This window comes from Corallococcus sp. AS-1-12 (assembly GCF_020036995.1).
GTDB lineage: Bacteria > Myxococcota > Myxococcia > Myxococcales > Myxococcaceae > Corallococcus.
Genome location: NZ_JAIQDD010000002.1, coordinates 74,317 through 96,774 on the forward strand (window position 1 = coordinate 74,317; position 22,458 = coordinate 96,774).

A 22,458-nucleotide genomic window follows, 5' to 3' on the forward strand; every position below is an offset into this window, starting at 1 on the left:
CGCACGTAATGAAGTTGCACCAAGAGGAGAGCGCGCATGGCTGAGCCGCAGACTCTCGACTTGTCTTCTTCTGGGGACAGAGCGTCCATGGTTTTCGCCCGAGGGCGTGCTGCCCCGGACGAAGGAGACACCACCATGGCGAAGAAGGGGATTGCGTGGGCTGCCCGTAAGGAGCTGGCGGACGTGCCACAGCAACTGGCTGCGCTGGCCAGCATGTCGGTGCCGGAGCTGGCGGAGAAGTACCAGGAGCTGTACGGCGAGCCCACGCGCAGCCGCAACCGGGACTACCTGAAGAAGCGCCTGGCCTTCCGGATTCAGGAGCTGGCCGAAGGGGGACTCTCCGCGCGCGCCGTCGCACGAATCTCAGAGTTGGGCGACAAGCTGCCCGAGCGCTGGAGGATGCGGCAGGTGGAGGAGGCGAAGCCCTCCGCGACGCCTCCTCCAGCCCCTGCGGACGTGCGCGCAGGGACTGCGGACGGTCGCGACGCGCGCCTGCCCCCGCCGGGCACGGTGCTGACGCGCGTGTTCAAGGGCACGCAGCACCGGGTGACGGTGCGCGCGGACGGAATTGAGTACGAAGGCCAGCTTCACCGAAGCCTCTCCAGCGTGGCCAAGCTGATTACTGGCACGGCCTGGAATGGCTTCAGCTTCTTTGGACTCAAGGCCGGCAGCTCGAAGGCGGTGAAGTCATGAGCGGCCCCGCCTTCTTTCAAACGCACATGGGCCAGCGCTTCTTCGAGTCGACGATGCCGAGCCTCGTCCGCGAACTGAAGCGCCTCAACGACAACGTGGAGCGACTGGTGGCCGTGGCGGAGCAACTCTCCGGACAGAAGCCGTCGCCGAGCGTCGAGCCGGTATCGACAACAGAGGGGGCGGAGGGGCCATGAGGAAGAGCAAGCCAGCGCCCTCGGACGCGAAGCGCTGCGCCGTCTACACGCGCAAGTCCACGGCTGCAGGCCTGGAGATGGAGTTCAACTCGCTGGACGCCCAGCGCGAGTCCTGTGTCTCCTACGTGCAGCGCCAGCCCGGCTGGGTGTTGGTGGACGAGAGCTACGACGACGGCGGCTTCACCGGCGCGAACATGGAGCGGCCCGCCTTCCAGCGACTGATGCAGGACGTGGACGCGGGCCGGGTGGACGTGGTGGTGGTGTACAAGGTGGACCGCCTCTCTCGCAGCCTCCTCGACTTCGCGAAAGTCATGGAGCGCTTCAACGCGGCGGGTGCCTCCTTCGTCTCGGTGACGCAGAACTTCAGCACGGCGGACGCGATGGGCCGGCTGACGTTGAACATGCTGATGAGCTTCGCTGAGTTCGAGCGCGAGATGATCTCCGAGCGCACGCGGGACAAGGTGGCCGCCGCGCGCCGCAAGGGGAAGTGGACGGGAGGACGCGCACCACTGGGCTACGAGGTGAAGGACAAGCGCCTCGTGGTGAATGAGTACGAGGCGGTGGTGGTGCGGGAGGCCTTCGCGTTGTACCTCCAGCACCAGCAGGCCTCGGTGGTTTCGCGCCTCCTCAACGAGACAGGGCGCAAGACGAAGCGCCACGAGGCCCAGAGCGGTGCCACGCGCGCGGCTCGGAAATGGACGACGCAGGACGTGCTGCGCCTCTTGAGGAGTCCCTTGTACGCGGGCTTCGTGCCGTATGGCGACGAGGCGCATCCGGGCGAGCACTCGCCCATCGTGGACAGAGCCACCTTCCATCAGGTGCAGGACATCCTGGAGGGTCGCGGCCCTGGCATCCAGTACCACGGGCGCAACCCGGACTACGTGCTGCGAGGCCTCCTTCGCTGCGGCCTGTGCGGCGAGGCCATGACGCCCGGCTCCACGCGTAAGGGCACGCGCGAGTACCGCTACTACCGCTGCGTCACCCGGGACAAGCAGGGGAAGGAGGGGTGCCGGGCCTCGCCCCTCCCGGCAGCCGCCCTGGAGGACTTCGTCGTCGCCCGGCTGCGGGAAGTCTCGGTAGGTGGGGGCTTCGCGACGCAGGTACACGCCCGCCTCACGGCGCGGCTGGAGGAGAAGCACAAGGCCCTGCGCGCCGAGCGCGCGCAGCTCCCGAAGGACCTGGCCAAGCGCGCCGGGGAGTCGGCGAAGTGGGTGGACTCCCTCTCGAAGCTGGAGGGCCCCACCCGGCGCCTCCTGGAGGAGAAGCTGACGGCCGCTGAAGAAGAGTCCGTCGGCATGAAGAAGCGGCTGGCGGAGGTGGAGCGCGCCCTGGACGCCATGGAGGGGGAGAAGCTGGAGGCGGCCTGGGTGGCCCAGGCCTTGGCGGACTTCGACGCGGTGTGGGACGCCCTCACGGCCGCCAACCGGGGGCGCCTGCTGCAGGCCCTCGTCGGCCGGGTCGTGGTGGACGAGGAGACGGACAGAGTGGATGTGCACCTTGCCCATGCCGGTGCCTCCGCAACGCCCGCGCGCGAGGTGGCGGCGTGAGCGCGAGTCCCGAGTCTCGGCCGGCGGAGGCCGGCCTCGTCAGCGCGCAGTTTCACCGCGTGCGGCGCTCGAAGGTGCGCTTCCGGGAGGGCGTGCGCCCCCCGCCGCGAGAGGCGGCGCGCCGGCCAGCGCACGTCGCGCGCATGCTGGCCCTGGCGCACCACGTGGAGTCCGCTATTGCGCGAGGGTTGGTGGGGAGCGCGGCGGACGTCGCAGCCCAGTTGGGCTTCACCCGCGCGCGCGTGACGCACCTGCTGGACTTGCAGTTGCTGGCGCCCGACATCCAGGAGGAGGTGCTGTTCCTCGAGGCCGTGGATGGAGAGGAGCCCCTCAGCGAGCGAAGCCTCCGGGCCATTGCACACGCGGGGACGTGGGCGGTGCAGCGCGAGCGTTGGCGCGAGGTGAAGGCTTCATTTTGAGACAGGAGTCCGGATGCCTGGACTCCTTGGTGTAGCGTGAGTGCAAGAGGCTGAATTGTTGTCCGTGTTGAGAGCGCGAGGGTTGTACGTCCCGCGACGAAAGTGAGCGAAAGCACATGCAGAACGACATGAAGGGCATCATCCAGACTGCGGTGGCGGAGGCGGTGGAGAAGACGATGGGCCGGCAGGTGGAGCTGCAGGAGCGGCAACTGGAGCTGCTGGGGAAGATTGCTCAGTTCCTGGGCATTGGGTCCGGCTCGGCTCATGCGGCGTCCGCGCCGAAGCGGGCCCCCGTACCGCCTCCCGCGTCGCAGCGCATACCCGCGTCCGCGCCGAAGCGCACGCCCTCGGTGCCCGTGCGGAAGTATGTAAGGCCGGAGGCTGCGCCGAAGCCCACGCGGACGAAGGCTGCACCCCAGAAGCGCCGAGGGCGTCCGAGTGCGGCGGGACGCACCGCGACGGCCGCCGTCCCCAGCTCCAGCCCTGGCCCTAGCCCCGCGACGCCCGTCGCATACGAGGTGGGACAGGAGGTGCGTTACAAGCAGGGGCGGGGCGCCTTCAATGCGAAGGTGAAGGCCGTCGACGAGAAGGCGAAGACGGTGACGTTGGAGCGCGTCTCCGACGCCAGGAAGGTGGTGCGCCCCTTCGACAAGGTGACGCCAGCCTGAGTCTGGGCCGCGAAGCGCCCTCTCTGGAGGGCGCTCCTGCGGCAAGTAGCTCGAAGGCGAAAGTGACACTTTCGCCCGGAACACCGCTGCTGGAAGGCGCTCGTCGCTACGGCGCGTCGGCCATGTCTTCGAGCTGCCCTTCGGCGAGGGCGCGGTAGTGGGGCACGACTTCCACCTTGAGGACGTCCTGCATCTCCTGGCGGGCGCGGCCGAAGTCCCCCTTGTCCTTGTGCTGGTACATCCGGTGCAGCGCATCCATGAGCCGATGGGAGCCTTCTCGGATGCGCCGGGACTCCTCGCTCAAGAGGCCCAACGCACCCTCCTCCGTGGCGAGCGCGCTCTCGGCCTCACTGTCGCTGATGCCCACCTCGGAGGCCGTGCGCCTCAGCAGCGCCTTCGCCTCAGTTGTGAGGGCCAGGCGCCCTCCTGTGGTGGAGACACGACGCGCCAGTTCGCGAATCGGACCCCAGTCAACGGTTTCACTCATGCGTCATTTTTCCTTTGCGAGCAGCCCATGCCTCTCTGCGAAGCCGGGGCTGGGGCCGCTTGCACCCAGGCGGGGATAGGCGCTCATGGGAGGCGGCCTGTCCGCTACGAGGGGCAGAGGGCTTCACAGCCTCCCAAAGGTCATGTTAATTCGACGGTCCAGTCAACTGTACCTAGCAGATTCCGGAGAGTTGTCCGCGACGGCGAATCTCAGTGTCCGTGGGGCCGCGCCCCTTCTTTCAGGAGGATTCACAGCCATGACGAAGCGTTCGGAAGATGAAGTGTCGACGGAGGAGTTACCGCCCAAGCCCTCCGCTCCGCCCAGCCCCAGTGCGCCACGCTTCCTCTTCGAAGTGGAGGGCGTCCGCTACGAGGCGGTGCGGGAAATCGAAGTGCGGTCGAATGGCGAGAAGCTCCTGAAGGCGGAGCGGCGTGTGGCGGATGGAGCGCTGTCCGGTCCGTGTCTGGTCCGCAAGATTGCCAGCCCCTCCACGTACATGATGCGCAAGCGGATGATTGAAGAGGTGCAGTTGGCCTTCCGACTCAATCACCCCAACATCGCTCAAGTCTTCCATATGCAGGTGGATGAGGAAGAGGACGTTCCCTTCAGCGTCATGGAGTACGTGGGCGGGCCCTCACTGGAGACGCTGGTGTGCGCGGCGTTGGTGCGGGGCAAGCCCCTCTCGGAGGGCTTTGGCTTGTACGTGGGGGCGGAGGTCGCGGACGCGCTGCACTACGCGCACACGCTGACGTCAGAGAAGGGCGTGCCCCTGGGCATCGTCCACCGTGACGTGAGTCCCCGGCACATCGCCTTGGGCCTGCAGGGGGAGGTGAAGGTGCTGGACTTCGGCTCGGCATTCTCGCTGCTGGTGGGGCGGGAGGAGTCGCCGGAGAATCTGCTGCGAGGGGATGTGGCCTATGCCTCTCCCGAATACCTCCGCAAGGAAGGGCTGACACCGCGCTCCGACGTCTTCAGCCTGGGGGTGTTGCTGGTGGAATGCCTCACGGGGAAGCACCTCTTCGAGGTGCGCGACGTCCCGGTGGTGGCGAAGGAGAGCCGGTTTGTCGCGGAGTCGCATCCCTCGTTGCCGCTGCAGCAGATGCAGGCCCTCATGGAGAAGTTCGGTCCGGCCGTCGTCGAGAAGGCGGTGGCCCACCTCAACGAGGACCTCAAGGCGGTGCTGCACACGGCCCTGCGCCTCAACCCCGAGGAGCGCTTCGCGACGGCGGCGGACATGAGGGATGCGTTGCGCGGTGTCGCCCACGCCCAGCTCCGCAAGCCCTATGGGCGCGCGGAGGCCGCCCAGGAGGCCGCCCTCGTGGTGTCCGAGGGTGGGGTACTCCGTGACCAGGTGGAGTTCGGCGAGGCCGGCCTCTACCCGGATGGGTTGGAGAAGCACGAGTTGGGGCTCCCGAAGAAGGAGTAGGCCGCCGATGCTCTGCTTTCGCCTACTGCGCAATGGCCGGCACGTCGCAACCGCGGGGGTGTCGGGCTTCGGTGTTGTCTCCACCATTCTGACGTGGGTGCGCCGCCCCGATGATGAGACGCGCGACAACCCGGAGGTGGACCTCCACCTTGGGGGCTCCGTGGGCAGGGAGTACCGCGAGCGCCTGAGGTGGTGTTACGCCAACGACATCCGTGCGGGCGACGTCCTCACGGTGGAGGTGCGTGAGGACTTGGAGCCTGACCCTCCGAAGGAGAGACGCCTCGACGAGGAGGCGGGGCTGGATGATGTGGCCCGCCTCCAACTGAGGAAGAAAGCCCTGGAGGCGCAGCTCGCCGACGTGAATGAGGAGTTGGCGGAGCGCGGCGCGGCGTAGCGGGGTGCCTCCTCCTTCGGACGGGGAGGCGCTCCGTCATCGCCGGAGTCCGTTCGGGTTGGGGGCGCGCGTACTCCGGTGCAGGGCCCCGAGGCATGGGGCTCTGCCCGCCAAGCCTGCTCCCTGCTCGAGGCGCCAGCCGCACGCAGCCTGCTTCTGGAGGGGCGGGTGCCCTCGGGGCACTGCTTCAGCGGGCCAACTCGGTGGTGATGCGGACGAGGGCGTCCAGCTTCGACGCGTCGAGCTTCCGTGCGAGGAAGAGCAGCCGCCGCAGGGTGACGTCGTCGTCCGCCCGCGTTGGACTCCCGCTGTTGGGGGATTCGGTGAGCCCCATCATGTCCTCGGGGGAGACCATCAGCTCAATGCACAACTTCTTCAGCGTCTCGACGCTGGGAATCATGTGTCCGCGCTCGACACGGCTGTAGACGGCAGAGGCCAGCCCCACGCGCTCCGCGACTTGGACCTGCGTCAGACTCATCTGCTCCCGAGCAAGGCGGGCGATGCTTCCAAGGTGCGCAGCAAGCTGTTCGTTCATAGGTACAAGGGAGTATACCTGAGTTGCTCGTTGTCAAGGGAGTGCGATTCCATCAGCGCATGCCTGAGAGGAGCTGAATGAGGGCAAGGGCCTGGCGCCCGTCCAACTGGCGCACGCGGCGTCGCAGGGCGTCCTTGGCGGTAGCGCTCGTGCCCGGCGGCAGCGCGTAGGAGAAGCCCAGCAGCTCGTTGGGGGTGGTGCCGACGACGGTGCACAGGCGGAACAGCGTCGGGACGCTGGGAAGCATCAGTCCCCGCTCGAGCCGGCTGTAGGCGTTGCGGGAGATGTCGATGAGCCTCGCTACCTCTGTCTGCTGCAAGCCCGCGCGGAGGCGGGCGGCGCGCAGGGCCTCGCCGAGGATGGCAGGCAAAGGGCGCGAGCGCCTCTTCGGCGGGGCGAAGGTGAGGGCGTCAGGGGGGATATGCATTCCAAGTAAACTATACCCTATAGTCTAGTTGAATTCACCTGGACTGTGGCTCGACCTGTCGTGGTTGGTGGTGGTGGGAGGTGGGATAAGACTTCGCGCGATTTCCCTGGGCTTCTGGTAGCGTGGGCCGGCGCCGGGAGGGAATCGCATGCGCGTGGTTGCAGTCCTGCCGTCCTACAGAGCCGCCAGGAGGACGTCGCCATGAGGGACAACGGCCCCCCAGCCGTGCTGTCCCCTGGGGACGTGGTGAAGGGCTACACGGTGGTGAGGCAGTTGGACCGAGGTGGTTTCGGCACCGTGTACCTCGCGACGAATGACGGGCAGCCCTGCGCACTGAAGCTCGTGGAGCGGCAGCGCGTGGAGGGGCGGGCGGAGAAGGAAGTCTCCATCCTCCTGCGCTTGACGCACCCGAACGTGGTGGGCATTCGCGGCTTCACCTACTGGCAAGCCGAGGAGCGCGACTTCGCCCTCATCGCCATGGAGTACGTGGAGGGGCGGAAGCTGAGCGCGTGGGTGAAGGATGAGAACCCCTCGGCCCGGCGAATTGCGAAGGTGACGCTCGACATGGCGAGGGCGCTGGCAGCCTCGCACGAGGCGGGAGTGGTGCACCGGGACGTGAAGGACGCCAACGTCATGGTGCGCGACGCGGACGGCCTGGCGGTGCTGGTGGACTACGGCATTGGGGACTACGCGGGCGCCCCCTCCGGTGTCACCCAATCCCTGCTGCCGCCGGGGACGATGGAGTTCCGGCCCCCCGAGGCTTGGCTCTTCCTGCGGGAGCACCTTGGCCAGAGAGGCTTCCGCTACGTGTCCGCCCCCTCGGATGACATGTGGGCCCTGGGCACCCTCCTCTACCGTCTCCTGACGGCGAGGCTGCCCTTCGACGTGGGGACGGAAGAGGACTACATCCGGAGTGTCATTGGCAATTCGCCTGTGCCCCCTCACCACGTCAACCGCTTCGTCCCGGAGCCGCTGGGCATGTTGTGCATGCGGCTGCTGGAGAAGGACCCTGCTGCACGTCCTGCCGCGAGCACTGTCTGTGCAGCCCTGGAAGAGCTCCTGGCCGGGGCGGAAGGGGAGGCGTGGGACACGCCCTTGTTTGACTCGTATGGCCCGAACTCGGCCACCACCGAGGGTGAGGTGGACAAGCTGGCTCGGTGGGCGAAGCGGCCCCTGCGCCAGATGCGCCGGGGCAAGGCGCAGGGGCCGGAGCTGCTGGGCGAAGGCAGGCCTGCAGCATTGCCACTCGAGGCCCCGCTGGCGCCTGCGGCCCCCTGGCCCGTGGAGGCGCATGGGCCGGGCTTGGCGCTTGAGGGCGGGGTGGGGGCGGAAGCCGCAATGGAGGCGGACGCCGCGCGGCAAATGGCGCCTGTGGCCCCCGTCGTCGAGGCAGGGCGGCGCTCGTTCCTCTCGCGACTCAGGATGGGGCGTATGCTGGGGGCGGGGCTGCTGACCATGGCCCTCGCGTATGGGGCGTACTTCTCACTGCGGACGGACTCACCGCAGCCGCAGGCCGTCACCGGCCAAGAAGTAGCGCCATATATAGAAAAACCTCAAGCTGGCCAGGCCGCAGCTCCCATCGGGCCGGAGGCCACACCTGCGGCCGTCGCTCCCCCCGCGACGCTTCCCGAGGTGACTGCCACCGTGACGACGACGAAGAGTGACTCCCCGACCTCCCTGCCGGTGCCTTCCAAGAAGGCCACGAGGAGCGTCAGCAGTGCCGTGGCGACGGCGGCCCTCTGCACCACGTTCGCGTGCTCCGGTCCCCAGGTGCGCCCGGCTCCGGAGCCTGAGCCGTGCCCGGCAGGCGCCACCAAAGGCATGAAGAAGCTGGGCATGGAGATTGGAGACGACGAGGCGGCTACTTTCGTTCGGGGAACGCAAAAATACGTAACGGTGAAGGAAGGTACTGCGCAGATCATTGTGGGGTCGGACTACGCCACTCTGTCTGGGCGACTCATTATCGCCGAGCGCGTCTATGTCCGACTGACTCGAGCGCGATTTCGCGGAGAGAGCCTCCCCGTGTGCTTGGAGGTGCGAGACACCTCGGACAACCGCGGACTGGAGATAGAGGGTGGCGGAGGGGAGTCTGGAAAGGCGCGCGTGTACTCTGCCGTTTTTGTCAAGGCAGTGAGTGAGTTTGAATGACCTGTCGTTGTTGGGCAGGCGCCCGTGAGTCGCCAGCGGCGTCGCCGCTGGCTTGGTAGGGGAGACGTCGCGTGCATCATTCTGTGTCGGCCGTGCTGCTTTTCCTCCTCCTCGCAGGGGAGGGAACGGCCCTAGCGCAGTCGCCCGCCTCCACCGTGGGACTGAGCGTTCGCCGAATCGAGCTGGTCTCGGATGATGTTCAGCCAGCACCTGAAGTAGCAGTGAGCCCAGGGCTCTCGACGGTGTTTATCTTCGATTCGGAGGTGAGTCGAGAAGGGGTGACGCTCGAGGGGCGCGAGCGCTTCTCGGTCGTGGATGCTGGCCTCAGTACGATGCTGCGCTTGGTTCCTTCAGAGAAATTCAATCCGGGTGACCGACTCAAGTTGACGGTGCGCTTTCAGGATGGTGCGGCCCCGGCGAGTGCGACGTTTGTCCTGGTAGCGCACCCCGCACGGTCAGAAGCGCTCGTCGAGGTCTACCGGCGCAAGAGGAGCGTCGAGACATACCAGGAGGAAGTCCGCCAAGCGCGCATCGAGGCTGAGCAATGCCGAGAGGAGAATGAGCGTCTGCGCGCGGAGCGAAATGCTCCTGATGGGCTGACAGGACTCATCTCGACGGAAGTCCTCAGCAAGCGAGGCGTTGATTTCCGCGACGTGACCAAGGGGGTGACCGAAGGCCCAGGAGCGGCAGCCGCCAAACACTATGTCGCTGCATACCGCACGGCCCGCAGGGTGGCTGTTGAGGTCATCCTCATGTCACGGGGGGACGACCAACCGTGGACAGCAGTGGGGGCGATGCTCAGGGGCAAGGCCAACGAGGAGTTGAGGGTGCTTCGAGTGTGGCAGTCCGGTCCCATGGCCCCCGGTTCGACGTTCCAGCGAGTGGTGGTTGAGGCCGAGGCTGCATCTGAGTCCCCTCAAGGGAGCTTCACGCTCAAGCTCTGGGACGCGGATGGGCGCCGCACCGTCACCCTGGGCAACGTCACTTTCCCTTAACCTTGCGAGCACTGCCTCCAAGCACTTTCGTGGGTTTCCGACATTGGGGGCTTGTGCCGAATGTTAATCTAGGGTCCAATGGACTGTACCTATTAGTCTAGTTCATTCTGGCGTGCCCTGGAGGGCGATGTGTTCCTCACTGTGCTGGAGTGCGCGCGCGTAACTGCGCGCTTCCTTGGTGGCTGCGGAGGGCGCCCGGAGGGCGACGCGCCTGAGCCACCTTCCTAGCTCCACCTCGAAACAGGCGTTGGGCTCTCGCGCTGCGTCGAGGACCTCCCGCACCGCCATGTGAGGCGCGTGCTGGTGGTCCTCGTGCGCCGAGTAGCCGTCTGCACTTCGTCGGGCCGCGTGCCTGATGAGCGTTGAGGAGCCCTTCCTCAGTCATCCCTATTCGCGTTTGGAGTCATGAGCGGAGCCGGGCCTGCCCGGTGCCGTGGCGTGACACGTCTGCCTGCTGTTGGGGCGGGGCTGGGCTTCCCAGCGCCGTGACGTGACACGTCTGCCTATGGCTCGGCCCAACCGGCCGGCTGGCGACTCCCGCAATGCAATGCATCCACCCTGCAGCCCGGCGCCCTGCCGGACTGAATGGGAGACCTCTGTCCATTGCCCCGCCTGCGGGGCCTTCACAGGAGACATCGATGTACATGCGCTGGGCCGTCGTGCTGCTGCCGCTGCTGGTTCCCGGAACAGGGTGGGCGGAGGAGATTGCCTATGAGGACGACCTGGCGAAGGTCGAGGAAGACACCGTCCTCCTTGAGCCAGAGGTGGACGAGCAACTCGAGCCCTCCATGGACGAGGGTGACGCCCTGGTCGAGGAAGAGCCGGACTCGTCCAACTCGGGCTCTGGCTGGGCGAACCGGCTGAGCCTGGAGACCACCACATGGGCGTTGCTGCCTCGCCGTGGAGCGGGGACGGACGAAGGCTTCCTTCAGGTGCAGCCGCGGCTGGAGCTCGTCAAGCCGGACATCCTCCAACTCGACCTCGGGGCCCCGGTGCGGTTGCGCATGTGGGGCGCAGAGGCGGGTGCCAGTCTGGTGCGGAAGGAGGACTGGGACGAACTCTCCGACTGGGGCCAGGTGGTGCAGAACCTGATGGTGGGAGGGGACGCGCCGAACTTCGTGTGGGTGGGTGCCTTGGAGTCCTACACGCTGCTGTCCGGGCACCTGGTGCGCCGCTACAACAACCGGGGCAACCCCGACTACCACCCGGCCGGCGCGGTGGTGACGGCCATGCTGAGGCCCTTGTACGTGGAGGCCTTCGCCTCGGACGTGCTGGGCGCGCGGCTGATGGGAGCGGAAGTCGCCCTGGACATGCAGCACGTCCTCTTCGGCCGCCCTCCCTACCCCATGCAGTACACGCTGGCGCTGTCCGCGGTGCATGACTGGGGCAAGGCCGGAGGGATGTCGGAGCCGATGACGCTGGCCCACCTGGATGGGACGGCCATGCTTGTGCGGCGCCGCAACCCCGAAGGTGGCTTCGAGTTGCAGGCGAATGCGGGCTGGGGCGGACGCCCTGGCGAGGGCGGTGTTTGGGGCGCGGTGGCGGGGTTGGGAGCGGAGTACCTGACCTCGAAGATGGACATGCGCGCGCGCCTGGAAGGCCGCCTTCAGCGTGGAGGCTTCCGGCAGGGGGCCTTCGGCCCGGACTACGAGCTGGCGCGCTTCCAGGTGGCAGGCCCGGCCGCCGTGCCGCAGGCGGACGCTCCCTTTCCAGACGGGTACTCGGCCTACGGCGAGCTGATTTTGAGCTGGGACGCGGAGAGCCTGAGTGTCTTGGGACAGCGTCACTTCCGCCTGACGATGGGTACCGAGGTCTTCAACTGGGGCCGGGTGGACGTGGACGGCCGGCTGGAGACGCAGCTCTTCCACCGGAACCTCTCGGTGGGGGTGGGCGGGGTGGCGGTGGGTGCGGGCCAGCCGGGAGTGCGCTACCTCGCCTCGGGTGACGCGCGGTGGCGCTTTCTGGGCGGGAAGCTGTACGCGGTGGGGCAGGGCGGCACGCTGCTCTTCCCGACAGCGGAAGGGACACTGCGGCCAGGCGCCTTCGCTTCGGTGGGGCTGGGGGTGGACAATGCGCGCTGAGCAGCCTTGGGGCAGCGGGTTGGGCCTCGCGCTGGTGGTGGCCCTCCTGGCCTCCGGGTGCGCTTCGTTGCCGGCGAGGCCGGGCCAGGCGGGCCGTGGGGCGGCTCTAGCCTTCAGTCCCTTCTCCGCGCCCTCTCATGCGGCGAGGAGTGCGGCGGCAGGTGTGTATCGGGGCGAGGAGTCAGGCGCCGCGGATGGGACGCCAGAGACGGCCCCGATGGGCTATCGGCGGGTGCCCGTCGGCAACGCCGTCCACGGGAAGGAGGGGGCGCGGGGCTCGGGCGAGGAGGGCGGAGCCTTCGCCTGTGGCGGCAAGGCCCTGCCCTCGGGCTGGCCCCGTCTGAGCCACAGCCGGGAGGTGCTGGCGCCCTTCCTGGCGTGTGCCTCGCCCGCGGAGTTCGTGGCCATGCAGCGCGGGGTGGACATGGCTGCGCTGGTTCAGTCCCTCACTCCCTGGGATGCAGTCCGCCTCGGTGCCCTGGGTCCTTTGGACGAACACGCCTCGGCCGTCCTCAGTCGCAAGCGCGCGGCCTTCCTCGTCACGGCCACCGAGAAGTACGGCGTGCCGTATGCCGAGGTGCTCGCGCTCTTCGTCCTCCACTCGGCCTTCGACGACGAGCTACGCGAGGTGGTGCAACTGCTCGCCCGTGACAAGCAATTGGGCGAGACGCTGGGGGCCATGGCCGCTGTCCGCGAGGAGCTGAAGCGGCGGGGCCTGGCGCTGGAAGGCTTCCCGGAGCGGGGCGAGCAAGGCCGCGATGTGCTGCGCGGGCTGGGGCGCGCGGGCAGGGACATGCTCTCCAGCAGCTTGGTGAGTGGCGAGGCCCGGTACACGGAACTCATGGCCATGCGTGGGCAGATGCCTCCGCCCTACCAGTCCGCCCTCGACGAGGTGGAGAAGGCGTTGATGGAGAGGCACTACTCGCCGGGAAGCGTTTCGGCGGGGGCCTTCGACCACCTCACCTTCGGTGTGCCGGTGGGCTTCTACCACCTGGTGGCCGGCACAGGGCATGGGGCGTACTCGCTGGCGCAGGGCAAGTACGAGCAGGCCACGCGCGAGTTGGCGCCGGCCGCGCTGATGGTGGCGCTGTATGCCGGGGGCAAGGGCGCGCGCGCGCTGGTGGAGTCCAACGCTGGTGGGCGGGCGAGTCTGCGGCGGCTCGCGGCCTCGGAAGTCGAAGCGCTGAAGGCCGTCTTGAAGGAGCTGGAGGAGGAATTCGGCCCCGACGCCATCCGCGAGGGCTTCGCCATCCTGCGGGGCGACAGGAAGCTCGCCTTCGCCGCGCTGACGGAGGGGCGGGCTGGCGTCGTCGCCATCGTTGAGGCCCGCGGAAACCCCGCGAAGGCTCAGGCGTTGCTGATGGAGGCGGCCAGCCGAGAGTCCGCAAAGCCCGTGGTCACAAGGGGCTCGGCAGGGAAGCGGTCCGACAACCTGGACCTCTTCGAGCAGAACGCCGAGGTGTCCGCTGCGGAGGCGCAGGCGGCAAGCCGGGAGACCTCCAAAGCTGCAACGACGAGAGGCGAGGCGAATCGCGAGCCCGCCCGGTCTGCCGCGAGAAGGAAGCAGTTCGACAACCTGGACCTCTTCGCCCGGGACGCCGAGGTAGGCGCAACGGAGTCTGCGAGGGTCAAGCTGTTCCAGGCGGAGTTGGAGGCCTCGGGCCCACGGCTCCCGAAGGACGTGAATCTACTGCGGGAAATGGCTCCGAAGCTGGAGGAGCCACCGCCGGGAGTCGAGAAGGGGGCTCCGCTCTGGCAGGAGTACGTCGCCTACCGCAAGAGGCGGCTGAAGGAGATTCGGGACGGTGACGCCGTCAAGGGCCCCCTGAAGTGGGAGGGCTACGGGGGGATGCGCGCCTACTATGCTCGGGGCATGGCTTTCGAGCGGACCATGATCGCCATCCTGGAGGCGGACGCTGCGTTGCCCCGCGCACAGCGGCGGTGGCTCGGCGACTTCGAGCAGCCGCGCATCGAGACGCACGTGGGCGTGTCGAAGGTGGACTTCCGGTACGCCGACGTCCTCGTCATCGAGGAGCGCCCGCCACCGGGCCAACCACCTCGGGTGGAGACGTTCAGCTTCAAGAGTCGAAACCTCAAGCCTTTCGAGGCCGAGGACCTACGCGTGCAGTTGAATACGGATGCGAGCAATGCGATGAAATACTACGGTGGAACGTTGAAGATTGTTCGGGACGGACTGCGACAGCAGGCGAAGGTTCAGAGAGTGCGCCTTGTGTACGAGGGAGGAAAACTTCTGCCCAGCGACCCCGCCATATTGAACGATGCGGTAACCAGGACGCAGAGGCGGATCGAGGGGGTGGAGGTGTTGTTTCAATGAGGCTGGATGAACTGAGCAAGGTAGATAGTTTTCGCTTCACCTTCGATGGGGCCTTCGAGCCGAAGGATGGATTGGAGCGCGAAGTGGCTCCCTTCCTTGATGGCCTTGAGAGGCATTCCGTCAGTTGGATGCCGACGACTGTCAAAGGCAATCGGAAACGCAAATACTCCCGAGACGCTGTGCTGCGCGCGCTAGAGGAGCGACGCGATGAGTATGGCTCAATCATTGGGCTGTCTCGCGCGGAGAGTCCTGCTGTTTCGATGGCACTCGACCTCGGGCTCACTCAGCGGGCGTCCGACCTGAGCGTCAGTCTCACTATACAGCCGCTCAAGTTTTTTGCTGCGGCGGAGGCCTGTCGCGATTTTGTGGCTATGGTGCGTGCCTGGGCCTCTCGATACCCTACGCATCATTCGGTAGCTCATGGTTTGGCAGATTTGCAGTTGGCGGACTCTCCCGCATTCGGCCGTGACGATGCGGCATGGAAACGGGACGGGTTCGACAGGATCTATGAGCTGTTCTGGCTGAACGTCTTTGGTCCCAAGCTGGTCGAATCAGTGGGAAGAGAGCGGATGCTCTCGACGCCAGCGCACCTCGTGGAGGAGCTACCCAACGGCTCCGTCCTCGTGGTGCTATGGCCGACTGCTGCCGAGTTCGCTAGTGAGGAGGCGCGTGTGGTGCAGGCCCGAGCCCACGTCCACCTGCGGCCGGACCTCGACTTCAACACCGTGCTGCGCAAGTTGCGGGAGCGCAGCGCAGCGCTTGTGCCCGTTGAGCCGCGCTTCCACCCTGACGTGGCGCCGTTCCTCTCTCTGCTGCTGGACGAGTTCGCCATCAGCGAGCGGCAACGGAAGATTGCCGAGTTCAACGCCTTCCAGCCTCCTGTGCCGGATGAGTGGCTGCCGGTCGCCCTTCCATCGGACGTGGCGAATCCGGAGCGCGTCCTCGAATCCTACGGAGACCTGTCCGAAGGTCTCGTGGCTGGGCTGCACACGAAGGTGCCCTCCCTCATGGACGAGACGGCCGAGTCCATCACGGATCTCGACTTCTTCTTCTGGAGGGAAGACTTCCCCGAGAAGTACGAGCGGAAACTCATCGATGGACACACTGCACCGGCGCTAGGAGCCTATCTGGGAGACGTGCTGGTCCGGCGGTTGGGCGGGACATGGGTGCTGCGGCAGAAGATGGAAGAGTCCCAGGTGCGGGTGGGCAAGCGCGTCTGGCTGCCCTTCCTCCGCGCCCGCCGGTACATGCAGTCCTGCCGGTCGCTGCTGGACTACTCGCTCACGCAGTTCTTCCACGAGGTGGAGCGGTACCGGCCCTGACGGCGGCGGCTGGGTCGGGCTATGGGGATCGAGGCAGAAGCAGGAGGAGCAAGGGCGCGTGCCCGCAGGCGCGCCTGGCGGCTCCTGCCTCACGCGCCGGTACACGACGTCCAGCGCGTTGCTGCTGGACCATTCACCCACCCAGCCCTCCTGTGGGGAGACGGTTCCTGAGAGACGCGGTGGGTACCACGGTGTGAATGACTGTCGTTTCTTGCGTGGGGTTGAGTGTGAAACATCCAGGGATGTCGGCTGTTGTTGGCATGGTCGCAGGCTCCATGGGCGCAGTCTGGCTCGCGTGGAAGCCTGAAGAGCGGACGATGGCGTGGGTCCAGACCGCGTTGCTTCTCGCCATCTTCATCGCCTTCATTGGCTACAAGTCATGGAGATTCCGGAAGTGGGCGGCGCTCTGTGAGCGGGGGGCCGCGCTGCTTGATGCTGGCGACCTCGGAGCTGCCCAACGCGCGCTCGAAGATGCCGATGGCTACGCCCTCCGCCCTCCGGAGCGCGTACTGACGCGCTTCCACCTTGCGTTGTGTGCGTTGTTCCAAGGGCATGTGGACGCCGCACACGCGGTACTCTTGGCGCTCTCTCGTGGGTGGCGTACCAAGGAAGTGCCCGACGTCTACGTTCGTGCCCCCGACATGTTGGCGGCATGTCTCGCCCTCCAAGGAGACCTGGTCGAGGCGCGGCAATGGCTGGAAGAAGCCCATCGTCGCCGCGGGCCAGGCGCTGCGAGCTTCTCGTTAGGGGAACTGCTCATCCTGTGCCGAGAGGAACGTCACGGTGCGACGGTGCGTTTGCTCGACGACCGTCGAGAGGCGATTGAGAAGTCCGGCGTCCTTATCCGCAATCAGCTTCGAGTTATTCGGGCTTTCTCCTGGGACGCGCTCGCCATGGAGACGGGCGGCACCCCGCCCGAGGAGCTGAAGGGCTTGGAGCCAGTCCGGCCTGGAAAGTTCAACTACCTTGGCGCCCAGTGGCCTCGAATGGAGGCATTCCTCCGTGCTCGCGGCCTGGGCGAGAAGGAGGCCGCATGACGTTGCCATGTGGCCTACCAGCGGCTGCGCACGAACACGTCCAGCGCGAATGAAAACGGAAACCCCAGTGCGCCTAGGAACACCGCAGCCAAGGCATGGCGGCGTTCAACATCCGGCGCCTGTCCGGCCCTGACTGCGCGTAGGTGCTTCCATCCCAGGAAGGCTCCCGCGAGTGCGCATGGGAACAGGACGAGTCCGAGGCAGGAGAGGGCAAGGACTCCCCAGGCATGAGCCGAGACCTTCTGCGGGACGGCCGGCCGCAGCTCGAGGCACGGGCCACAGTAGACGGTAGCCACGGCACTTCGAACGCATTGGAGGCACACGAACGCCCCGCAGCGGTGACAGGTGTCGATGGCTGCCTGTTCCTGATGAAGGTGACAGCGGGGGCTGTCAGACCACCTCGGCTGCATTGCTACCTCGCCCAGTGCGGGCCTGTTCGTATGGTGCCGCGAACGGCGGGAGCCTGGGCGAATTCATACCGCAGTGCGGAGCGCATCGCTGGTGTGCGAGGCATTCAGAAGAAGCGGCGCGGGAGTTCTCGCTCTCGGCATTGAGCTCCTCGGTTGGCGCCCCGACGGGGCGTGGCACGTCTGTCCATACTCCCAACGGGCCGGGTCGCCTTTGACTCTTGCAGTCAACTTCCCTACCCGGTTTGCCGACCTGTCGGACTGAACAGGGAACCTCTGTGCTGAGCGCCCCTGCTGGGGCCTGCCACGGAGGCGTCCATGGGAATGCATGGGAGTTGGGCCGTCGTCTCGTTGCTGCTGCTGTTGCCCGGGGCCGGAGGGGCGCAGGAGGCCAACACTCCAGAGGACTTCGACGCCACCGTGCGCAGGCTGGAGGAGGCCATCTCCGACAACTCTTCCGACGAGGAGGAAGAGGGAGAGGCTCAGCCCGAGGAGGAGGCTTCTGCACCCGCGGCGCCCGACTCGGCACCTCCGATGACGAACCTGCTGCGCATGGACGCGGCGACGTGGACGTTGCTGCCCCGGAGGGGCGCGGGCACCGAAGAAGGCTTCTTGCAGGTGGAGCCCATGGTGGCCTTGGGGAAGGGGGAGTCGTTCCGCCTCATTCTCGGGGCGCCGGTACGACTGCGGCTGTGGGGTGGAGGTGAGGGCGCGGGCCTCGTGAGGAAGGAGGACTGGGACACGCTGTCCGACTGGGGGCAGGTGGTGCGCCTCTTCATGGTGGGAGGGGATACGCCCAACTCGATGTGGTTGGGGATGATGGAGGGTTACTCCCTCTTGTCCGGGCACCTGGTGCGGCGCTACGGCAACCGCGTCAACCCCGACTACCACCCGGCCGGCGTCATCGCGACGGGGACGCTGGGGCCGGTGTACGCGGAGGCCTTCGCCTCGGACGTGCTGAGCGCGCGCCTGGCGGGGACTGAAGTAGCCCTGGACGTGCAGCACGTCCTCTTCGGCCGCCCCCCTGTCCCGGGGCGGTACACGCTGGCGCTGTCGGCGGTGCATGACTGGGGGAGGGTAGGCGGCACCGCGCGGCCCATGACGCTGGCGCACCTGGACGCCACCGCCGTGGTGCTGCGGCGCGGGCGCAAGGGGCAGAGGCTGGAGGCGCACCTGCTGGGCGGGTGGGGTGGACGCCCGAGCGAGGGCGGAGCCTGGGGCGCGGTGGTGGGCGTGGGCGTGGATGCGCTGACGCCGACGGTGGACATGCGCGCGCGCCTGGAAGGCCGCCTTCAGCGAGGAGGCTTCCGTCAGGGCGCCTTCGGCCCGGACTGCGAGTTGGCGCGCTTCCAGGTGGCGGGCCCGGCCTCCGTGCCGCTGGCGGAAGTGTCCTTCCCGGAGGGGGCTTCGGCCTACGGGGAGGTGATTCTCGGCTGGGACGCGGTGCGGCTGAGTGGCATGCGCCAGCGACACCTCTTCCTCTCCCTGGGGGTGGAGGCCTTCTCCTGGGGCCGGGTGGACGTGGACGGGCGTGTGGATGCTCAGCTCTTCCACCGCAACCTCACGGTGGGCGTCGGCGGACTGGCGACGGCCATGGGCCAGCCAGGGGCGCGCTACGTCGTCTCGGGAGAGGCCCGGTGGCGCTTCCTGGGGGGCAACGTCTACGCGTTGGGGCAGGGCGGCACGCTGCTGTTTCCCACTCCGGAAGGGACGCTGCGGCCGGGAGCCTTCGCGGCCGTGGGGCTGGGGGTGGACAATGCGCGCTGAGCTATGGCCGTGCGGCGTGGTGGGCTTGGTGCTGTCCCTGGCCCTCCTGACGTCGGGATGTGCCTCGCTACCCTCACGGGCGGGCCCTGGAGGCACCCTGGCGTCCGTCTCGGGCGCGACGCCCCTGGTGGCCTTGGGGCGCGGTGCTGTCGCGAGTCTCCCCGAGGACGACGCCCACGAGGACTTCGACGCGGAGTCCGCGGACGGACCGCTTCTGCACCGCCGCCGGGCCACGCCGTCTCCCCCGAATCCCGGAGGGGGAGAAACGGCGCCCCTGCGTGTGGTGGGGGCCCTGGAAGGTGTGTGCGGGGACGTCCCCTCGGGCTGGCCTTACCTGGACTCGGAGGAGGAGGTGCTGGCGCCCTTCCTGGAGTGCACCACGCCAGCGGCCTTCCTGGCCTTGCAGCGCCAGGCGGACATGCCCCGGCTGGTGGAGGCCCTCTCAAACTGGAACGCCGTCAGGCTGGGCGCCTTGGGCCCCCTGGAGGCCGAGGCTGCCCGCGTCCTCCTCAAGAAGCGCGCGGCCTTCCTCTCCACTGCCGTCGAGAAGCACGGCCTGGCCAAGGCGGAGGTCCTCGCCCTCTTCGTCTTGCACACCTCCCACGACGACGAGGTGCGGCAGCTCATGCGCCTGCTGGCCAAGGACAAGCTGCTGAAGCGCGCCCTGGGCGCCATGGAGGTGGTGCGCGAGGAGTTGAAGCAGCGAGGCATGGCCCTCGCTGACTTCCCGGAGCGGGACTTCCGCGGCGGCGACATCGCGCGTGGGCTGGGACGGGCCGTGGATGACGTCGCGGCCTCCATTCCTCTCGTCGGAGGAAGCCGGAGCATCGATGCGTCCGCGCTGCCCCTGCAGCTTCCACCGCCCTACCAGGAAGCGTACCGGGAGGTGGAGAACGCCCAGTTCCTGGGGGCCTTCGCACCGGGCAACGTGGCACTGGCTTCCTTCGACCACCTCACCTTCGGTGTGCCTCTAGGCTTCTACCACCTGGCGGCGGGGACGGCGCAGGGCGGGGCTTCCCTTGCCAAGGGTGAGTACGAGGAGGCCACGCGCCAGTTGGCGCCCGCGGCCCTCATGGTGGGCCTGTATGCGGGAGGGAAGGGGGCGCGCGCGCTTCGTGAAGCTGGCGTCTCCCGGCTGGAGCGCGCTCGCCTCCAGGCGGTGGTGTCCCGCGTCGAGGCACTCAAAGCGGTGCTGGAGAGGTTGGAGGCGCGAGTCGGGGAGAGCGTCGTGGGGGAGTTGGCGCGCTACCTCCAGCAGGACCGGGACGCAGCCATTCTGGTGGGGGAGTGGGGCGAGGCGGGCGCGCTGGCGTTGTACGAGGCGCGAGGCAACGTCGCTCAGGCACAGGCCACGTTGGCCGTGCGGTATCGCGAGCCCACCAGTGTTGCGTCCACCGGCGGGGGCTCCGAGAGAAGGGGTGGTCCCCGGCCCTCCGTGCCTCCTGAGGCGGCAGGCCTCCCGGCCGAAGTGGCGGAGGCCAAGTTCAAGCAGTTGGAGGCGGAGTTCCCGGGAGAGCGACTGTCGATGGAGGTGGCGGAGTTGGCGAGGCACCGCGAGGCTCTGCGGAAGGTGGCTCCTGCCGAAGTCACTGCGGAGCCCCTCTGGGCCGACTACGTGGCGTACCTGGAGACGAGGGCCGCAGAAATCAAGCAGGGGATCGCGGAGAAGGGGCCCCTGAAGTGGGCTGGCTACCAGGTGCTGAGAGACAGGTACGCTCGGGGCCTGGACTTCGAGAGGACTATGGTTGCCATCCTGGAGGCGGACGCGGCCCTGCCGCGGGCGAAGCGGAGGTGGCTCAAGGACTTCGACCAGCCGCGCATCGAGACGCATGTAGGGGTGGCGAAGGCGGACCTGCGCTTCGTAGACGTGCTCGTCATCGAGGAGGGCCCCGCTGCTGGCCCGACGCCCCGCGTGGAGACGTTCAGCTTCAAGAGCCGGGAACTCAATCGCCTGGGGAGGAGTGAGCTGACGGCGCAGATGAGAGCAGATGCAGGCGACGCCTTACTGTACTACGGAGAGACGGTGGACATTAGGCGGCCTGAATTCAAGCTCCGTGGTATGCCGGTAAAGGTCGAAAGGGTCCGCCTCGTCTATGAACGCAAGCTTGCGCCAAGCGATACGGACATGCTGACGAGTGCGGTAAGGAACGTCAAAGAGGATGTCAAGGGAGTGGAGGTCTTGTTTCAATGAAGCTGCTGACCCTTAAAGACCTGAACGTTGAAGATACGCTGAGGTTTTCGTTCGACGGGTCATTCAGCCATCATGATGCGTTAGAGCGTGAGTTGGAGCCCTTTCTTCAAGGGCTTGAGTCGCATGCGGGTGATTGGATGCCCGACGTTGTAAAGGGCAGTCGGCAGCGTAGATATTCGCGTGATGCTGTCGTGATGGCTCTGAAAGAGCGCCAAGATCGGTACGGTTCGACAGTTGGTTTGTATCGCACGGCTTTCCCGGCCGTCTCGTTGACGATTGATCTTGGGCTTGCGCTCACTCCTGCGAAAATACGCATCTGGCTTGATGTGCAGCCCGTATCTTTCTTTTCGGAACAGGAGCGCTGCCAGGAGTTCGTAAAGGCAGTTCGCGGATGGGGTTCGATTTATCCGGTTCCCTATGCTGTGGCGCACAGTGCAGCGGACAGGCAGTTGGCTGATTTTCCTCGGTTTGGCCGCGATGACGAGACGTGCGAGAGGTATGGGACCGACAGGGTCTACGACGTATTCTGGCTGAACATCTTCGGTTCGAAGTTGGTGGAATCCGTCGGCCGAGAGCGGATGCTCTCGACGCCCGCGTACCTCGTGGAGGAGCTTCCCCACGGCTCCGTCCTCCTGGTGCTGTGGCCAACTCCCGCCGAATTCGCGAGTGACGATGCGCGTGTGGCCCAGGCCCGCGCGCACGTCCACCTGCGGCCGGACCTCGACTTCGACACGGTGTTGCGCACGCTGCGGGAGCGCAGCGCCGCGCTCGTGCCCGTCGAGCCGCGCTTCCACCCTGACGTGGCGCCATTCCTCTCGCGGCTGCCAGACGAGTTCTCCATCAGCGAGCGGCAACGGAAGATTGCTGAACTCAACGCCTTCCGGCCTCCTGAGTCGGAAGAGTGGTTGCCGGTTGCCCTTCCATCGGACGTGGAGAATCCGGAGCGCGTCCTCGAGTCCTACGGAGACTTGTCCGAAGGTCTCGTGGCAGCACTGCACACCAAGGTGCCCTCCATCATAGACGAGACGGCCGAGTCCCTCACGGACTTGGACTTCTACTTCTGGCGGGACAACTTCCCCGAGCGGTACAGGCGCGAACTCATCGACAGTCACACGGCCCCTGCGCTGGGGGCCTACCTGGGGGACGTGCTGGTGCGGCGGTTGGGAGGGACGTGGGTGCTGCGGCAGAAGATGGAAGAGTCCCAGGTGCGAGTGGGCAAGCGCGTCTGGCTGCCCTTCCTGCGGGCCCGCCGGTACATGCAGTCCCGCCAGTCGCTGCTGGACTACTCGCTCACGCAGTTCTTCCACGAGGTGGAGCGGTACCGACCCTGACGGCAGCGGCTGCTGCGTGGGGTTGTCGGAATCGAGAAAGGAACTGGAGGAGCC

The 22,458-nt window shown here is 67.1% G+C and carries 19 protein-coding genes; 16 read left to right on the forward strand and 3 right to left on the reverse strand.

Annotated elements, in window-relative coordinates; genetic code table 11:
* Positions 1 to 135 precede the first annotated feature (135 nt).
* From K8556_RS02645 to K8556_RS02665, 5 genes are all read left to right on the forward strand, one after another.
* Positions 136 to 693 (forward strand): DUF2924 domain-containing protein, encoded by a 558-nt coding sequence (locus tag K8556_RS02645; protein ID WP_223738443.1) that lies wholly within the window; start codon positions 136 to 138, stop codon positions 691 to 693.
* Entirely contained in the window at positions 690 to 887 is a 198-nt protein-coding gene (locus K8556_RS02650) for a hypothetical protein (protein ID WP_223738444.1), read from the forward strand. The genes K8556_RS02645 and K8556_RS02650 overlap by 4 nt, the downstream gene beginning before the upstream one ends.
* Positions 884 to 2,434, forward strand: a complete 1,551-nt coding sequence (locus tag K8556_RS02655; RefSeq protein ID WP_223738445.1) for a recombinase family protein — start codon at positions 884 to 886, stop codon at positions 2,432 to 2,434. The genes K8556_RS02650 and K8556_RS02655 overlap by 4 nt, the downstream gene beginning before the upstream one ends.
* On the forward strand, positions 2,431 to 2,853 hold the full coding sequence (locus K8556_RS02660) for a hypothetical protein (protein ID WP_223738446.1): 423 nt from the start codon (positions 2,431 to 2,433) through the stop codon (positions 2,851 to 2,853). Before K8556_RS02655 ends, K8556_RS02660 begins: the two co-directional genes overlap by 4 nt.
* 116 nt (positions 2,854 to 2,969) lie before the next feature.
* Positions 2,970 to 3,521 carry a PspA gene (locus tag K8556_RS02665; RefSeq protein WP_223738447.1) on the forward strand — a complete coding sequence of 184 codons (552 nt, stop codon included), beginning with the start codon at positions 2,970 to 2,972 and terminating at the stop codon, positions 3,519 to 3,521.
* Positions 3,522 to 3,627: 106 nt separating this feature from the next.
* Here K8556_RS02665 and K8556_RS02670 read toward each other — a convergent pair whose 3' ends face one another.
* On the reverse strand, positions 3,628 to 4,008 hold the full coding sequence (locus tag K8556_RS02670; protein WP_223738448.1) for a DUSAM domain-containing protein: 381 nt from the start codon (positions 4,006 to 4,008) through the stop codon (positions 3,628 to 3,630).
* A gap of 256 nt (positions 4,009 to 4,264) precedes the next feature.
* Between K8556_RS02670 and K8556_RS02675 the strand changes: the two genes are divergently transcribed.
* Positions 4,265 to 5,434, forward strand: coding sequence for a serine/threonine-protein kinase (locus K8556_RS02675; protein WP_223738449.1), 1,170 nt, complete (start codon positions 4,265 to 4,267; stop codon positions 5,432 to 5,434).
* Positions 5,435 to 5,441: 7 nt separating this feature from the next.
* Positions 5,442 to 5,828 carry a hypothetical protein gene (locus K8556_RS02680; RefSeq protein ID WP_223738450.1) on the forward strand — a complete coding sequence of 129 codons (387 nt, stop codon included), beginning with the start codon at positions 5,442 to 5,444 and terminating at the stop codon, positions 5,826 to 5,828.
* 187 nt (positions 5,829 to 6,015) lie between these two features.
* Here the strand turns inward: K8556_RS02680 and K8556_RS02685 are convergent, their stop codons facing one another.
* Both K8556_RS02685 and K8556_RS02690 read right to left on the reverse strand, forming a co-directional pair.
* The gene (locus K8556_RS02685) at positions 6,016 to 6,363 is read right to left on the reverse strand and encodes a helix-turn-helix domain-containing protein (RefSeq protein WP_223738451.1); all 348 of its coding nucleotides are present in this window, start codon (positions 6,361 to 6,363) and stop codon (positions 6,016 to 6,018) included.
* 52 nt (positions 6,364 to 6,415) lie between these two features.
* Positions 6,416 to 6,733 (reverse strand): helix-turn-helix transcriptional regulator, encoded by a 318-nt coding sequence (locus tag K8556_RS02690; protein ID WP_223738452.1) that lies wholly within the window; start codon positions 6,731 to 6,733, stop codon positions 6,416 to 6,418.
* Positions 6,734 to 6,991: 258 nt separating this feature from the next.
* Between K8556_RS02690 and K8556_RS02695 the strand changes: the two genes are divergently transcribed.
* The 9 genes from K8556_RS02695 (at position 6,992) to K8556_RS02735 (ending at position 22,404) form a co-directional block, all read left to right on the forward strand.
* On the forward strand, positions 6,992 to 8,938 hold the full coding sequence (locus K8556_RS02695; protein WP_223738453.1) for a serine/threonine-protein kinase: 1,947 nt from the start codon (positions 6,992 to 6,994) through the stop codon (positions 8,936 to 8,938).
* Positions 8,939 to 9,009: 71 nt separating this feature from the next.
* On the forward strand, positions 9,010 to 9,933 hold the full coding sequence (locus K8556_RS02700; protein ID WP_223738454.1) for a DUF2381 family protein: 924 nt from the start codon (positions 9,010 to 9,012) through the stop codon (positions 9,931 to 9,933).
* 638 nt (positions 9,934 to 10,571) lie between these two features.
* Complete coding sequence (locus K8556_RS02705) at positions 10,572 to 12,014, forward strand: hypothetical protein (protein WP_223738455.1); 1,443 nt, start codon at positions 10,572 to 10,574, stop codon at positions 12,012 to 12,014.
* Positions 12,004 to 14,349: a hypothetical protein gene (locus tag K8556_RS02710; protein ID WP_223738456.1), complete on the forward strand. Its 2,346-nt coding sequence runs from the start codon at positions 12,004 to 12,006 to the stop codon at positions 14,347 to 14,349. Before K8556_RS02705 ends, K8556_RS02710 begins: the two co-directional genes overlap by 11 nt.
* Complete coding sequence (locus K8556_RS02715; RefSeq protein ID WP_223738457.1) at positions 14,346 to 15,671, forward strand: hypothetical protein; 1,326 nt, start codon at positions 14,346 to 14,348, stop codon at positions 15,669 to 15,671. The genes K8556_RS02710 and K8556_RS02715 overlap by 4 nt, the downstream gene beginning before the upstream one ends.
* 317 nt (positions 15,672 to 15,988) lie before the next feature.
* Positions 15,989 to 16,708 carry a hypothetical protein gene (locus K8556_RS02720; RefSeq protein WP_223738458.1) on the forward strand — a complete coding sequence of 240 codons (720 nt, stop codon included), beginning with the start codon at positions 15,989 to 15,991 and terminating at the stop codon, positions 16,706 to 16,708.
* Positions 16,709 to 17,433: 725 nt separating this feature from the next.
* The gene (locus K8556_RS02725; RefSeq protein ID WP_370639879.1) at positions 17,434 to 18,882 is read left to right on the forward strand and encodes a hypothetical protein; all 1,449 of its coding nucleotides are present in this window, start codon (positions 17,434 to 17,436) and stop codon (positions 18,880 to 18,882) included.
* Positions 18,872 to 21,073 (forward strand): hypothetical protein, encoded by a 2,202-nt coding sequence (locus K8556_RS02730; protein WP_223738459.1) that lies wholly within the window; start codon positions 18,872 to 18,874, stop codon positions 21,071 to 21,073. Before K8556_RS02725 ends, K8556_RS02730 begins: the two co-directional genes overlap by 11 nt.
* Positions 21,070 to 22,404 (forward strand): hypothetical protein, encoded by a 1,335-nt coding sequence (locus K8556_RS02735; protein ID WP_223738460.1) that lies wholly within the window; start codon positions 21,070 to 21,072, stop codon positions 22,402 to 22,404. Before K8556_RS02730 ends, K8556_RS02735 begins: the two co-directional genes overlap by 4 nt.
* The last annotated feature ends 54 nt before the right edge of the window (positions 22,405 to 22,458 follow it).